Genomic DNA, 14113 nt, shown 5'->3' on the forward strand with positions numbered 1-14113 from the left:
CTCAGCCCTTGATCCGGAAGCCGACAAGGAAGGCGCGGCCGGTCGGATCGTCCGAGAATTCGTAGGCCTGACCGGCAGAGGTGGTGCCGCTGTAATAACCGCTGAGCGGCGGCGTCGCGTTGAAGAGGTTCGAAACGCTGACGTAGAACGAGCTGTTGGCGATCTTCAGCGCCGAACCGGTGTCGAACGTCACCGTCAGGTTGGTCGTCGCATAGCTCTTCACGTGAGGATCGAGCCAGACCTGGCTCTCGACGCCGCTGCGTCGGAAACCGTTGCGGTAATGCTCGAAGAGGTCAACCTTGACGCCGTCGCTCACCTGATAGCTCAGGAAGCCGGCAACTTGCACGCTTGGGCTCGGCATCAGGCCGTTCTGGCCCCAACCGGCACCGCCCTGATCGATCGTCGCCACACCCGGCTGTTCATAGTAGATATGCGGCTGGTAGTTCACCAGTACGCGCAGACCGAGCGCGCGGCCCGCCAGCGAGGTGTTGTAGTCCAGCTCGCCGTCGATGCCCCAGGTACGCACCTTCGAGATGTTCTGCGGCTTGATATAGAAGGCCGTGACATTGCCGTTATCGTCGCGCTGGATCAGCGAGCAATAGGGCGAAGTGCCATTGCTGTCATAGCAGGCCTGCTGGATCGCGGCGTTGAAGCCCTGAACCGTGGTGATCGCATCGCTTACCACCGTGTGGTAGTAGTCGGCGGTCAGCGTCAGGCCCGGGATGAAGTGCGGCTTGTAGACGGCACCGAAAGTGTAGGTGCGGCCGACTTCCGCCTTCAGGTCCGGATTGCCGTTGTTGATCGAGGGGACATAGACAGTCACCGGATGGTTGGGATCCTTGGTGTCGACGAAGGATCCGGTCACCACGGTTTCCGGCTGGAACAGGTCATAAAGCGTAGGTGCGCGGATATCGCGCGAGATCGTGCCGCGGAACTTGAGGTCGTTGTTGACCTCCCAGACTCCGCCGACCTTCCACGTCGCGTAGCTGCCGCTGGTGCTGTAATCGGTGTAACGCGCGGCGCCGTTGAGCGCGAGCGACTTGGCGAAGGCCACGTCCTTCAGCAGCGGGATCTCCACTTCGATCGCGGCTTCCTTCACGCTCTGCGAAACCGTGTCGCTGTTGGGGAAGGTGGTCGGATAAAGCGTGGTCGTGGCCGTGCAGTTGTAACGCAGGCCGGTGCAATCGGCGAGGTCGTTCGCGGTCGCCGTGCTGGAGGCATCGAACGACAGCTTGCGCCATTCGGCCGAGAGCGCGACGTTGACCGGGCCCGCCCAGGTATCGAACGCCGAACCGCTGATCGCTGCGTCGGCGGCATCCATGTTCGTGTGCGTCAGGAATTCGACGCTGCCGAGCGCATAGTTCAGCGCGTCCTGGCTGCTGGCGGTGGGGCCGAACATGTTGAGCGGCACGCAGTCGCCATACTGCGTGGGATTGGTCAGGCTGGCCTGGCAGACCACATTGCCGGTCGCCGGATCGACGACGGCATCGAGTGCGGCGGCAAGGCGCTGGGCGTTCGGCAGGTTGCTGATCGTCGTCTTCAGGCGCGACGTGCCGTGGGTATAGGTGGCATCCCACTTCCAGCCCCCCAGCGAGCCTTCGATTCCGGCATTCATGTAGATCTGTCGGGTCTTCGAAAGCGCTTCGATACGCGGCGCGCCGGACCAGATCTGGTTCATCGTGAAAGTGGATTGCCCGGCAGCGGCGAACTGGTCCTGATAAGCCTCCGGAAGGAAGGCGTTGGATGTGCTGTAGGTCAGGCCCGCAAGCTGGTTCCACCCGGTGTAGGACGTGTTCTTCTTCAGGTTGGCCGCGCCCTGCACGTAGACGTGGATGTCGTCCGTCAGGTCATAATCGAAGCGGCCGAAGATCTGCGTGCCCCGGAAAGGCGAGATCATCGAGCTGTTCTGATAGGCGCCGTCGCCGCCGATCTGGCAGCATGACGATCCGGTCGGCGTGCCCCGGTCGAACGCGCTGAGCACGCCGTTCGAGGCGAAGTGCTGGCCCGACAGCACGCCCTTCGAGGAGATGTAGCCGCCGAATGCGTAGTTGCTGAGGCGAACATTGGTCGCAAGGTAATAGGGATTGGCAGTCGTCCCGCCGCCCTGGACGGCAGCCAGATTGTCCCAGTCACGGTCATAGGCGCGGTTGAGGATGCCGTCGTTTTCACGGTGCTGGACGCTGGCCTCGAAATGGCCGCGCGATCCGACCTTGAAGCCGAACGCGCCGCCAATGTCGCGGTTGGCCGCGTCGCCTTCCTGCGAGATGCCGACTTCGGCATGGGCCTGGAAGCCGTTGAAGTTGCGGTTGAGGACGTAGTTCACCACGCCCGAAACCGCGTCGGAGCCATAGACTGCCGAGACGCCGCCGGTGACGATATCGACGCTGCGGATCAGCTCTTGCGGGATCAGGTCGACGTCGACCGACGAGTTGTAGAGCGTGGGCGGAATACGGTGGCCGTCGAACAGCACCAGCGTACGCGTGGCGCCAAGGTTGCGCAGATTGAGCACGTTGGCGGCGCCGTTGCCGCCTTGCACGCCGGTCGCGTTCGAGCCGGGGTTGCTGAATGAATTGCGCGAGCCGGAGAACACCGGAAGCGTGTTCAGCGCGTCCGAGATCGAGCCCGAGGGCGAGGCGACCATGAGGGAGTCAGTGGAAATCGTGGTCAGCGGGGTCGGGCTCGCCGCGCCGCTGCGGATCACGCGGGAACCGGTAACGATGATATCGGGAACCGAAGGCGCGGGGTTGGCGGCCTGCGGTGCGGTGTCGGCAGCAGCGGGTGCATCGGCGGATTGGGCCATGGCAGGCGCCGCCAGGCCAAGGGCGCTCGCACCGAGCAGCAGGTTGCAAACCAGATACCTGGACTTCATTTCTAGATCCTCCCGAATATCATTCGCGGCGCGCGCCGAACCGGCGCGTTGTCACCCAAACGTTCGGGCCGGTAATTGCATGGGAGCGGACCTGTCCGGATATCAGTTTTGGTCGGCCGTGAATAAGAACCGCATTGCAGGATTGTAATCCCGCCTTGCGTGCCTCCGACCGGACCCGTGGCGAGATGAACCCGGACGAGTTGAAGCCGTTCAGGCACCGCCTTGCCCGAAGCCTCCATCATCTGGGTCCGTTTGCGAAAGCAATTCGCGCGCACCGATCGAGGGGCCTTTGCGCAGCGCCCCTCGCGGCGAATGTTCGGTGCCATATTGACCTGATCTGGTTCCGCCGCCCGGAAAAATGGCTGAATTACGCATGTTCGCATGTCGGGCGTCGCCGCTACTCCCATTACTGGAAGTGCGTTTCCCTTCGGGGCGGAAAGACGCCTTGCGTAGGCATTTGTGCGGGTTTCCGCGTTTCCAGACCCCCTTTGCGTGCCGTGCGGACATTGGCCCGTTCCCGGATCGCCCTTCCGGGAAGCGCTGCGGGGGTGCCATGCGGCGTTACCCTCGGAACGACTTCACTTCGAAGTGCACAACGAACCTAACGATCTCATTCTGATGCGGAAAAGCAGACCAGGGCGGTCGTCGCGGCGTGTTTCAGACGCTGCTCGCTCGCCCCGGCCGAACCCTCAGGAATGACATTTCGCATGTTCAGCTCAGCTTGCCATATGGTCTCGTCGCTCCGCATCCGGAGGCACTGTGCGGTCTGGCTCCTGCTCGCCGCGCTGACGCTGGGTGCATTGCCGGCCCAGCCCTCGCGGGCCCAGATCCCCGGACAGCCCAACCCGGTCCCGACGATCGACCGCGGGCGTATCGACCGGGTCGAACCGATCGTTCCGCAAGGCGCACCTGTCCGCACCGCAACGCCGGCACCGACGGTCGAAGTGAAAGGCGCCCCCGCTTTGACGGCGGTGGCGCTGAGGCGGGTCCGGTTCGAAGGCAGCACCCTGCCTCCGCGTGTCCTGCAAACCTCGGTCGCGCCGTTCGCCGGATCGAAGCTGGACAAAGACACCCTGCAAAAAATCGCGGACGCCGTGAGCGCCGCATATGCCCGCAGCGACATCGCGTTCTATGCAGTGACCATTCCGCCGCAAGTGCCGACCGGCGGTGTGCTGATCATCCGCGCGGTCGAAGGTCGGATCGTCAGCTATGCGCTGAACGGACAATCGTCGAGCACGCCGACCCGTCTGATCGGCAAGCACCTCGCGCGCCTGATGGCCGAGACGCCGACGCGCAAGTCCTCGCTCGAACGGACGCTGTCGCTGCTGCGCGACATTCCCGGCCAGACGGTCGAGGCGAAGCTGAAGACGACGGCCAAGCCTGACGAGGTCGCGCTCGATCTTGAGGTCAAGCGCAAGCAGGTCGAAGTCGCGCTCAACATCAACAATGGCGGCGTGGTCAACGTGGTGTCCGGCGTTCAGGCGCAAGTGGGCGTCACGGTCAACGGGCTCCTGCGCGAAGGGGACGTCACACGGGTTTCCGGATACCTTCCGTTTCAGCCGGACCACTATCAGTTCTACACGCTGAGCCACGCCACCCCGATCGGCAGCAACGGTACGACGCTTGGCGTCAGCGGCGCCTATGTCCGCACGCGCACGAAGGGCACCGACATCCTGGGTGAGGCCAAGCAATTGGGGATCGCCATCTCGCACCCGCTGATCCGTTCCTATCGGAAGAACCTGACCGTTCAGGCCGCGCTCGATGGTACCGACAGCGACAACTATTATCTCGATACGCCCTTCGGCCAATTCCGCACCCGCGCACTGCGGCTGGGGGCATCGTGGTCGGAGATCGACAAGACCGGCGGCTATGCCGTGTCGCTGAGCCTGAGCCAGGGGCTGGACGCTTTGGGTGCGCGGCCGTTGGAGAGCTATTCGGAAACCGGCTTCCGCAAGGCCAACTTGCAAGGGACTGCGGTCAAGCAACTTGCCAAGTCGGTTTCGATCCAGGCGACCGTGCGCGGACAATACACGCAGGACCTGCTGGCCACGACCGAGCGGTTCTCGCTCGGCGGTGACGGTGCGGGCATTGCCTATCCCGCCGGAGTGGCCACGGCCGACAAGGGCGTGGCCGCACAAGTCGAACTTTCCTGGCAGGTTGCCGGCAAGGAGAAGGGGAAGCACGCCCTGACACTGTTCACTTATGCGGACGGCGCAGTGGCTCGCAGCTTTGCCCGACCGGCTTATCTCTTGCCCGCGACCAATTATTCGCTGGCAACGGCCGGAGGCGGGGTGCGCGTGATGCCCATCAAGGGGTGGGTCGCGTCTGCACAAATCGCGGTTCCTGTCAAGTATTTATCTCCCAATTACGATAACAAGGCGAGATTTCTGTTCAGCCTGACGCGGACCGTCTGATTGCGTCCTTTGCGTATACGCAAAACGGGAAGAGCGGTGCCCGCGCCCAATTCAGGTGACCTGCATTACGTGGAGAGAATATGAAGAATATTTGGGAAGTCTGGCCCAAGGCGCTGACCGATGCGGAATGCGATGCGATCGTCAAGCGCGCGGCGCATTACGCGCCGCAGGAAGCGACGGTGGGATTTTCGGCAGACTTGCGCAGCGATGTCATCCAGCGCAGCTCGACCATCCGCTGGCTCGACGCCGGGCGTGAGAAGGACATCGTCTCGCGCATCATGTCATTCGTTCACGCCTCGAACCGATCGAACTTCGGCGCCGATATCGTCGCGCCTTACGAGGTCCAGTTCACCGAGTATCAGGCCACGAACAAAGGGCACTACGATTGGCATCAGGATGTCTGGCTGGAATCGGATAGGCCCTTCGCCAGAAAGCTTTCAGTTGTTGTGCAACTCTCGCCGTCGGCAGACTACCGGGGCGGCGAGTTCGAGTTCTTCGGCGTTCCAAACCCCGGCACCACTTTCCTCGATCGCGGTAGCATGCTGATCTTCCCATCCTTCCTGCAACACCGCGTCCTTCCGGTGAGCGAGGGGAACCGGAAGAGTCTGGTGACCTGGATCGAAGGGCCCAACTGGCGCTGAAGGCGACCTCGCATGTGGAAGGTGCTGATCTCTTCGGACCGCATTCCCGCCGCTCCGCTTCATCCGGACATGGTGATCGCCTGCTTCCTTGCACTTCTGGTGCTGTGCGGTGCGGTCGCCTGTACCGATGTGACCGGGCGCCGCATTCCCAATGCGCTTTCACTGGCAGTCGCGTTTCTGGCAGTTCCTTACTGGCTAGGCTGGGCGGGAGCGTGGGGATTGCTGGCGCTGCTCCTTCACGTGCTGCCGATCGGACTTCTGGCGATCCCTTTGGTCTTACTGTTCTGGCTGCGCCTTTTTGGTGGCGGCGACGTCAAGCTGATCCTGGCGATGGCCTTGTGGGTCCCTCCGCAGGATCTTCCCGCGTTCTGCATGGCGGTTGCCCTTGCCGGCGGCCTGCTGGGCGGAGGAATGCAGGTGCTCCATCTGGTGTTCTGGCGCGTGAAAACGGACAGTGTGCCTTATGGACTTGCGATCGCGGCAGGCGCGATCGCCGTGCTCGGCCCGGCCATTCGTCTGGCGCTGGCCGCAAGTTGCGGGATCGCTCGTTAGATCCTCGTCCGTTGGGCCGCCAGACTGACGAGAAATAGAGCCGGATTGAAACCATTCCCGTCCGGTGTGTGAGGTGCTCTCGCAACACGGGCTCTGGCTGAAGCGATATTTTCGGGATTTGGCGGATATTTACGAAAAATGCGGATCAGAAAGACAAAAACGGCCGGTTTCGTCGGCGTGAAGCGAAAAATATGCCGCTAAACAGACTTCGATAAAGCACCAATCGGAATTCTATTCGATTTGAGTAAGTCGTAAAATTGGTATTTTTATTAATGCGTAGTCAGAGGCGTTATCGGGTCTCGACGCTCCTCGGGGGTGTAATTTGCGCTTTAATATAAAACTCTTCTATCGCCACGCAGCTTTGGGCCTGTCTTTGACGGCGTTGCCTTTGGCGACTGCTCTTTCGGTAAGCGCCCATGCCGCGCCATATGGTCCGGATGCCACGACTCCGGGCCAGCAGGCTGTGGCCGATGCTCTCGATTCCATCGCGTCACCTGGAACGACGCCCTATGGCAACATGCTGCAATCGATCGACGCACTGCCGGACTCGGCCGCGCGCGCAAATGCGCTGGGCCAGCTTTCGCCGCAGAACTACCGCCTGCTGCCCCGGCTTGCGATCCAGTCCATGGATGCCAGCGACCGCGAAATTCGCGGTTATCTGGTCGAACGGCGGGAAACCGCAGCAAGCGGGGACGCGCCCAAGCTGGGAGACCAGAGCATCAACTTCATGTTGAGCTTCGGCCTCAAACAAGCCGGATACGAGGCCCGCACGGACCGGCCGCAGGCGAATTCCGATAGCCGTTCGCTGCGTGCCGGCATCGATTTCACGCCGATCAAGGGCCTGATTCTGGGCACCACGCTGGGCATCGACGGGATCGATGCCAATCTCGATCGCAGCCAGCAGCCGCGCATCACCCAGTTCAACGTCGATATCGGGCCCTATGCGAGCTACTCGACCGGCAAGTTCTATGTTGATGCAACGGCGCTCTACAATCGCAGCAGTTACAAGCTCCGCCGTCAGATCAGTTGGAGCGGATTTTCGGACCAGCTACGAACCGGTGGAGACGGTGACAATGCCGCTGCCACGGTCGAGGCTGGTAGCATCCTGCAGCTCGGTGCCCTTCGGGCGCAACCCTTCGCCGGGCTGCAATACCGCTATGCTGATGTAAGCGGTTTCGTCGAGCGCGGCGGTGCGGCCTCCCTGGCCGTGGCGCAGTTCAAGACGGAATCCGTGCGCAGCAGCATCGGTCTGCGTGCCTCGACGACGGCCCGAACAGGTCTATGGACAATCAGGCCGACCGTCGAGGCACAATGGCAGCGCGAGCTGCGCTCCAATCCCGACAGCCGCATCGAGGCGACGTTCGCGAATGGCGGGACGCCGATATTCACGCTTCCCGAATCCCACTATTCCCGAAGCGTTGCCGTGGTTGGCGCAGGCCTGTCCGCGGTGCGCGGAGACCGGCTGACCATTCGCCTTTCCTACTCCGGCGAATTTGCCTCGGATCGTCATGTCCATGGCTTTGCCGTGACGGCAAGCCGGCGCTTCTGAGCACGGTCTTCAAATGTCAAAGAAGTCGGATCGAACCTAATTCCGCACGGTGGGATCGTGCCGGCCCGCTATCATGACATCACAAGGTCGCACGATCGGAGTTATCGATGGCAGGTTTCATAAGGGACATCCTCGCAACCCTGGCATACGAGCCCGCGCCCGCCGAGTTGCTTGCGTCCGATGCCGAGGCGCTGTCGCGGCTGGATGAGCGGCTTTCCGGGTTCGTCCAGGGCAATGTCCGATCGCGCGGGGCGATATCCATTCGCCCCTCCGACTGTAGCGTCTGGGACGGAAATCCCCGCGACGTTCCCGGTCTTTCGGCGGAGAGCTGCCGCTCGCTCATCGATTCCATCGCGTTGGAAGACGGGAACCGGATACCGGTTCTGGTGCGCCATAACCCGACCGGATCGGACCTGCCCTATCAGCTTCTCGTGGGCAGCCGCAGGCGGTTCGCGGTCGATTGGCTCAACCATAACGGGCGGCCGGAAATCCGGCTGAATGCGCTGATTGTCGAGCTTTCCGACGAAGAAGCCTTTCGTCTTGCGGACATCGAAAACCGCGAACGTCAGGATATTACCGAGCTGGACCGGGCGCGCAGTTACCAGAAGGCGGTGGACCAGTTCTACGGCGGCGTGCAGTCGCGCATGGCCGAAGCGCTTGGGCTGTCGAACAGCCAGCTCAGCCGTTTGCTGTCGTTGGCGCAGATGCCCGATGAAGTGGTCGATGCTTTCGCCACGCGCGACGAGTTACGCGTTCGCCATTCCGAAGTGCTGACACCGCTGTTGCGCCGCCCGCAGCAATGTGAGCGCGTGCTGGCCACGGCGCGTGTGATCGGCGAGGAGCAGCAGAGGCTTTCCGCGACAGGCGAACGGATGATCCCGGCCGCAGCAGTGCTTGCCCGTCTCAAGGCTGCAGGCAAAACCGCGTCCGGCGTCCGGGAGGTCGAAGGCGTAATCGAGCTTAACGGTGCCCGGATCGGGCGGATGCGCAATGTTCGCGAGGGGCTTTCCGTCGAGCTTCTGGTGTCGGAGGGCTTGTCGGTCCGGGACCTTTGCAGCGCTCTGGAGGCCGCGATCCTGGATGCGCGCGCGCAAGTTGAAAGCCAGGACGACGAACTGGATATCGAGGACTGAGTGACCGTTTGGAAATTCGCGACACGCGAATTTCGCGGACTCTGAATCCCTCGTCTCCCGGATGGGGTTCGGCCTGCCGTGCCAGGCCGGACCGCCATGATGATCCTTTGGAAAGAGGTGCTGACCGCGCCGTTACGGTCTGCCCGGGGGATGATCCCCGGCGGGCGCCAATTGCACTCGCACCGGCGCTAATCGACAATCGCTGCGGTGCTCCCGATTTTGCGGGATATTGCCGGTTTTTTCGCAAGATTGCGCGCGTCTTGAAAGCGTATGGTCCGCAAATTCGCGGGCTGCGGCGTGGTTTTGCGTAGGCCTGCGAGGGGTTTTCGAATCTGCGCGCGAGGCACCAATAGCCACCTCTCGCGACTGCCCTCATGGCGGCTTCTTCTACCCACGATCGGACCGATTGGAGGCCCTAGGTTCCTGCGAACTGGGCAAATTCCATGGAGGTCGACTATGAGACACGATCTAACAAAAGCCGGGCCAACAAAAGCCGGGCGCGCAAAAAACGCGAACAGGGGCGGCATCAGATATGCGCTGCTGTGTGCAACGGCGATACCTGCACTTTTGCTTGCCGGCTGCGCGGACGGCGTTGGTTTCAAGGTAGGCGCTGGCGGATCACCGTCGGGCCCCACCAGCCCGAGCGGGCCGAGTGGACCAAGCAGTCCGACTGGCCCCAGCGGACCTAGCGGTCCCAGCGGTCCCAGCGGACCTAGCGGACCTAGCGGACCAAGTGGTCCTAGCGACCCCAGCGGTCCGACTGGCCCCAGCGGTCCGACAGGCCCTAGTGGTCCGAGCGATCCCAGCGGCCCGACCGGTCCCAGCGGCCCGACCGGTCCCAGCGGCCCGACCGGTCCCAGCGGTCCGAGTGGCCCCAGCGGTCCGAGTGGCCCCAGCGGTCCGAGTGGCCCCAGCGGTCCAACCGGCCCCAGCGGTCCGAGTGATCCCAGTGGTCCAACCGGCCCCAGCGGTCCGACTGGCCCCAGTGGTCCGACTGGCCCCAGTGGTCCGACTGGCCCCAGTGGTCCGACTGGCCCCAGTGGTCCGACTGGCCCCAGTGGTCCGACTGGCCCCAGTGGTCCGACTGGCCCCAGTGGTCCGACTGGCCCCAGTGGTCCGACTGGCCCCAGTGGTCCGACCGGCCCCAGCGGCCCGACCGGTCCCAGCGGTCCGACTGGTCCCAGTGGTCCGACTGGTCCCAGTGGTCCCACAGGCCCGACCGGCCCGACGACATCGAGCTATACCGGTCCGGTGGCAGGCGTGGGTGTCGGCGGCACGTCCCTTTTGGGGCCGAGCGGCTCAGGCACGCTGATCAACGTCAACGTCGCTCCCGAAACGGCAACCGATCCCAGCACGGGCGGCCTCGCGGTCGATGTGCTGACGGGGGACGGCAAGGTCGTCCAGGTCGTGCTGCCCACCACCAACGAGCAGACGCAGGCCGCACTGGCGCCGATCGGCTCGCTGGCCGGGGCGCTGCTCGGCAGCCAGGTCGGCGGGACCGTGACGCAAGTCACCGATGGGCTCGCCCCCGTGGTTACGGCAGTCACCTCGACGGTGAATAGCGTCACCTCGCCGCTGCTCGGCACGGTGGACAGTCTGCTGTCTCCGGTCGTGGGCAACAGCGGTGTGCTGGCGCCCGTCACGGGCCAGCTTGGCGGTCTGGTCGACGGGGTGACCGGCGCGCTCGGCGGGAACGGCGATCCGGCACGGACGTACAATGGTCCGCTGATCGGACTGGATGCCGGCAACAATGCGCTGACCGGTGCAAGCACCACGGACACGCTCGCCGGGGTCAACGTGCTGTCGAACAATCCGGGCCTCGCCTCGGGTCAACTGGTGACGGCCGATGTGCTGTCGAACGGCAAAGTGCTCGATGTTGCCTTGCCGACGACGAGCGAGGCGGTGGCCGTGGGGCTTGCGCCGGTGGGCAATCTTGCCGGTTCGCTGCTGGGCAGTCAGGTCGGCGGCGCCGTGGATCAGGTGACGACCGGACTGGCGCCCGTGGTCGCGCCGGTCACGGCGGTTGTCTCGGCCGTTACCTCGCCCATTCTCGATGCGGTGAACGGTTCGCTTGGGCAAGTTGTCGGCAAGCTCGGCACGGGTGAGGGCACGTCGGCCCTTGCGCCGGTAACCGGATTGGTGAGCGGCGTGCTGGGCAGCGTCGGTACCGGTTCCAGCGGCGCCGGTTCGATCCTCGCGCCCGTGACCAGCACAGTGGCAGCACTGACGGGCTCCACGGGCTCGGGCAGCACTGCCAACGTACTGGCCCCGGTCACCACGCTTGTGAGCGGTGTGCTCGGCGGCGTCGGTACCGGTTCGGGTGCAACCGGCTCGATCCTTGCACCGGTTACCGGCACTGTCACCGCTCTGGTGAACGGTGTGGTCGGAAGCGTCGGCTCGGGTTCGAGCGGCACCGGCTCGATCCTCGCGCCCGTGACCAGCACGGTCGGCACTCTGACCGGGACTGGCAGTACCGGGAACGTACTGAGTGCCGTTACGGCGCCCGTCACGGCGTTGGTGAGCGGTGTGACGGGGAGTGTCGGTTCCGGCTCAAGCAGCGCGGGCTCGGTGCTCGCGCCGGTGACCAGCACCGTAACGGCCGTGGTGGGCACTGTGGTCGGCGGCGTCGGTTCTGGCTCGACTGCGACGGGATCGGTGCTTGCGCCGGTCACGAATGTCGTCAGTTCGTTGCTCGGCGGCACCACCGGTACCTCGTCGACGGGGGGATTGCTTGCCCCTCTCACCGGGCTGCTGGGCGGTCACGTGAACAAATAGCCTCTGGCGTGCTCGGTGCCCCAAGGACCCCCCATGGCCGAGCACGCTGCACCTCGTTGTTAAACGAGGTGGGGTGAGGGGGCGGCTGAATGTCTCCGGCCGCTCCCTCATTTTCTTTCAATAACGAGACAACGTGTTGGCCCGGGCGGGGTGGATCTTCGCCCGGGCCGCTTTGTTTTCGGAGCCGGTAGCTCCGCGCAGGCGGGAGGCACCGATTGATATTCAATCCGGTGCGTAAAATTGAGCCAGACTGAGTACTTAACCAAACTTGCCGGTTTGCGCAGGCGAAGCAGGGAATTGCGCCGCTTCTCCCGCCAATTTGCGTGCTTCTGCCGCCGGATCATGGGCTTTGCGCTGCCGGTTTCCCGATTTGCGTAGCCACGCGCAGTGTTTGTTACTGGCGGCGTCGGGGGCTTTGGGCGCCGGGAAGCGACATGGCCGGGATGGCTCCTTCTGGATGCGGTCCCCGCCCGCAGCCGCCGTATGCACTGCGACAGACAAGGCCTGCTCAGGGCCACCGCCAAGCCGGAGACTGTCGATGCCAATTCGTCACTTATCTGCCCTTCGCAAGCACGCGCTGCTGGGTACTGCAATTCTGCCCGTTGTCATGCTGGGGGCATGTTCGGGCAGTTCGGGGCTGCATGTTGCTCCCACCAGCCCGAGCGGGCCAAGCAGCCCGAGTGGACCGAGCGGACCGAGCGGTCCCAGTGGACCAAGCGGTCCCAGTGGCCCGAGCAGCCCGAGCGGTCCGACTGGTCCCAGCGGCCCAAGCGGCCCAAGCGGCCCCAGCGACCCAAGCGGTCCGACTGGCCCCAGTGGTCCAACAGGCCCGACCGGCCCGACCGGCTCGACGACATCGAGCTATACCGGCCCGGTGGCAGGCGTGGGTGTCGGCGGCACATCCCTGTTGGGGCCGAGCGGCTCGGGCACGCTGATCAACGTCAACGTCGCTCCCGAAACGGCGACCGATCCCAGCAAGGGCGGCCTCGCGGTCGATGTGCTGACGGGTGACGGCAAAGTCGTTCAGGTCGTCCTGCCCACTACGAACGAGCAGACTCAGGCCGCGCTGGCGCCGGTCGGCTCACTGGCCGGGGCGCTGCTCGGCAGCCAGGTCGGCGGGACCGTGACGCAAGTCACCGATGGGCTCTCGCCCGTGGTCACTGTGGTGACCTCCACGGTCAACGGTGTCACTTCGCCGCTGCTCGGCACGGTGGACAGTCTGCTGTCTCCGGTCGTGGGCAAGAGCGGTGTGCTGGCGCCCGTCACCGGCCAGCTTGGCGGGCTGGTCGATGGGGTGACCGGTGCGCTCGGCGGGAACGGCGATCCGGCACGGACGTACAATGGTCCGCTGATCGGACTGGATGCCGGCAACAATGCGCTGACCGGTGCAAGCACCACGGACACGCTCGCCGGGGTCAACGTGCTGTCGAACAATCCGGGCCTCGCCTCGGGGCAACTGGTGACGGCCGATGTGTTGTCGAACGGCAAAGTGCTCGATGTTGCCTTGCCCACGACGAGCGAGGCGGTGGCCGTGGGGCTTGCGCCGGTGGGCAATCTTGCCGGTTCGCTGCTGGGCAGTCAGGTCGGCGGCGCCGTGGATCAGGTGACGACCGGACTGGCGCCCGTGGTCGCGCCGGTCACGGCGGTTGTCTCGGCCGTTACCTCGCCCATTCTCGATGCGGTGAACGGTTCGCTTGGGCAAGTTGTCGGCAAGCTCGGCACGGGTGAGGGCACGTCGGCCCTTGCGCCGGTAACCGGATTGGTGAGCGGCGTGCTGGGCAGCGTCGGTACCGGTTCCAGCGGCGCCGGTTCGATCCTCGCGCCCGTGACCAGCACGGTTGCGACGCTGACGGGCTCTGCCGCGGCCGGCACCGGCGGTACCGCCGGCGTACTGGCCCCCGTTACCACGCTTGTAAGCGGCGTGCTCGGCGGCGTCGGCTCGGGTTCGAGCGGCACCGGCTCGATCCTTGCACCGGTGACCAGCACGGTCGCGACCCTGACAGGCTCCACTGCGGCCGGCACCGGCGGAACCGTCACCGTGCTGACCGCCGTTACCGCGCCGGTAACAGCGCTTGTGAGCGGCGTCCTGGGCGGCGTCAGTTCCGGTTCGGGAAGCACCGGTTCCATTCTTGCGCCGGTAACGGGGCTTCTCAGCGGGCTTCATGGTGGCGGGCAGTAGC

Annotated in this window: 10 protein-coding genes; 7 read left to right on the forward strand and 3 right to left on the reverse strand. The window is 64.4% G+C overall.

Annotation, left to right across the window (positions count from 1 at the left end):
* Position 1 precedes the first annotated feature (1 nt).
* Complete coding sequence (locus tag AC1VVM_RS24130; protein ID WP_482956764.1) at positions 2-2869, reverse strand: TonB-dependent receptor domain-containing protein; 2868 nt, start codon at positions 2867-2869, stop codon at positions 2-4.
* A gap of 707 nt (positions 2870-3576) precedes the next feature.
* On the opposite strand from AC1VVM_RS24130, the gene AC1VVM_RS24135 reads away from it, so the two are divergent.
* The 5 genes from AC1VVM_RS24135 (at position 3577) to AC1VVM_RS24155 (ending at position 9158) form a co-directional block, all read left to right on the forward strand.
* Entirely contained in the window at positions 3577-5283 is a 1707-nt protein-coding gene (locus AC1VVM_RS24135) for a ShlB/FhaC/HecB family hemolysin secretion/activation protein (protein ID WP_482956765.1), read from the forward strand.
* An 80-nt stretch (positions 5284-5363) separates the two neighbouring features.
* A complete protein-coding gene (locus AC1VVM_RS24140) occupies positions 5364-5924 on the forward strand; it encodes a 2OG-Fe(II) oxygenase (protein WP_482906217.1) in 561 nt (186 codons plus the stop codon).
* A 12-nt stretch (positions 5925-5936) separates the two neighbouring features.
* Positions 5937-6476 (forward strand): prepilin peptidase, encoded by a 540-nt coding sequence (locus AC1VVM_RS24145; RefSeq protein ID WP_482956766.1) that lies wholly within the window; start codon positions 5937-5939, stop codon positions 6474-6476.
* A gap of 388 nt (positions 6477-6864) precedes the next feature.
* Positions 6865-8025: an autotransporter outer membrane beta-barrel domain-containing protein gene (locus tag AC1VVM_RS24150; RefSeq protein ID WP_482906219.1), complete on the forward strand. Its 1161-nt coding sequence runs from the start codon at positions 6865-6867 to the stop codon at positions 8023-8025.
* Positions 8026-8132: 107 nt separating this feature from the next.
* Complete coding sequence (locus AC1VVM_RS24155; RefSeq protein ID WP_482906220.1) at positions 8133-9158, forward strand: ParB/RepB/Spo0J family partition protein; 1026 nt, start codon at positions 8133-8135, stop codon at positions 9156-9158.
* 784 nt (positions 9159-9942) lie between these two features.
* Here AC1VVM_RS24155 and AC1VVM_RS24160 read toward each other — a convergent pair.
* Positions 9943-10392: a hypothetical protein gene (locus tag AC1VVM_RS24160; RefSeq protein WP_482956767.1), complete on the reverse strand. Its 450-nt coding sequence runs from the start codon at positions 10390-10392 to the stop codon at positions 9943-9945.
* A 17-nt stretch (positions 10393-10409) separates the two neighbouring features.
* Between AC1VVM_RS24160 and AC1VVM_RS24165 the strand changes: the two genes are divergently transcribed.
* Positions 10410-11933 carry a hypothetical protein gene (locus tag AC1VVM_RS24165; protein ID WP_482956768.1) on the forward strand — a complete coding sequence of 508 codons (1524 nt, stop codon included), beginning with the start codon at positions 10410-10412 and terminating at the stop codon, positions 11931-11933.
* A 605-nt stretch (positions 11934-12538) separates the two neighbouring features.
* Here the strand turns inward: AC1VVM_RS24165 and AC1VVM_RS24170 are convergent.
* Positions 12539-12790, reverse strand: a complete 252-nt coding sequence (locus tag AC1VVM_RS24170) for a hypothetical protein (RefSeq protein WP_482956769.1) — start codon at positions 12788-12790, stop codon at positions 12539-12541.
* A 17-nt stretch (positions 12791-12807) separates the two neighbouring features.
* On the opposite strand from AC1VVM_RS24170, the gene AC1VVM_RS24175 reads away from it, so the two are divergent.
* Entirely contained in the window at positions 12808-14112 is a 1305-nt protein-coding gene (locus tag AC1VVM_RS24175; RefSeq protein WP_482956770.1) for a hypothetical protein, read from the forward strand.
* Position 14113: the final 1 nt, after the last annotated feature.

The sequence above is a fragment of the Novosphingobium sp. BL-S-33 genome (assembly GCF_056857025.1).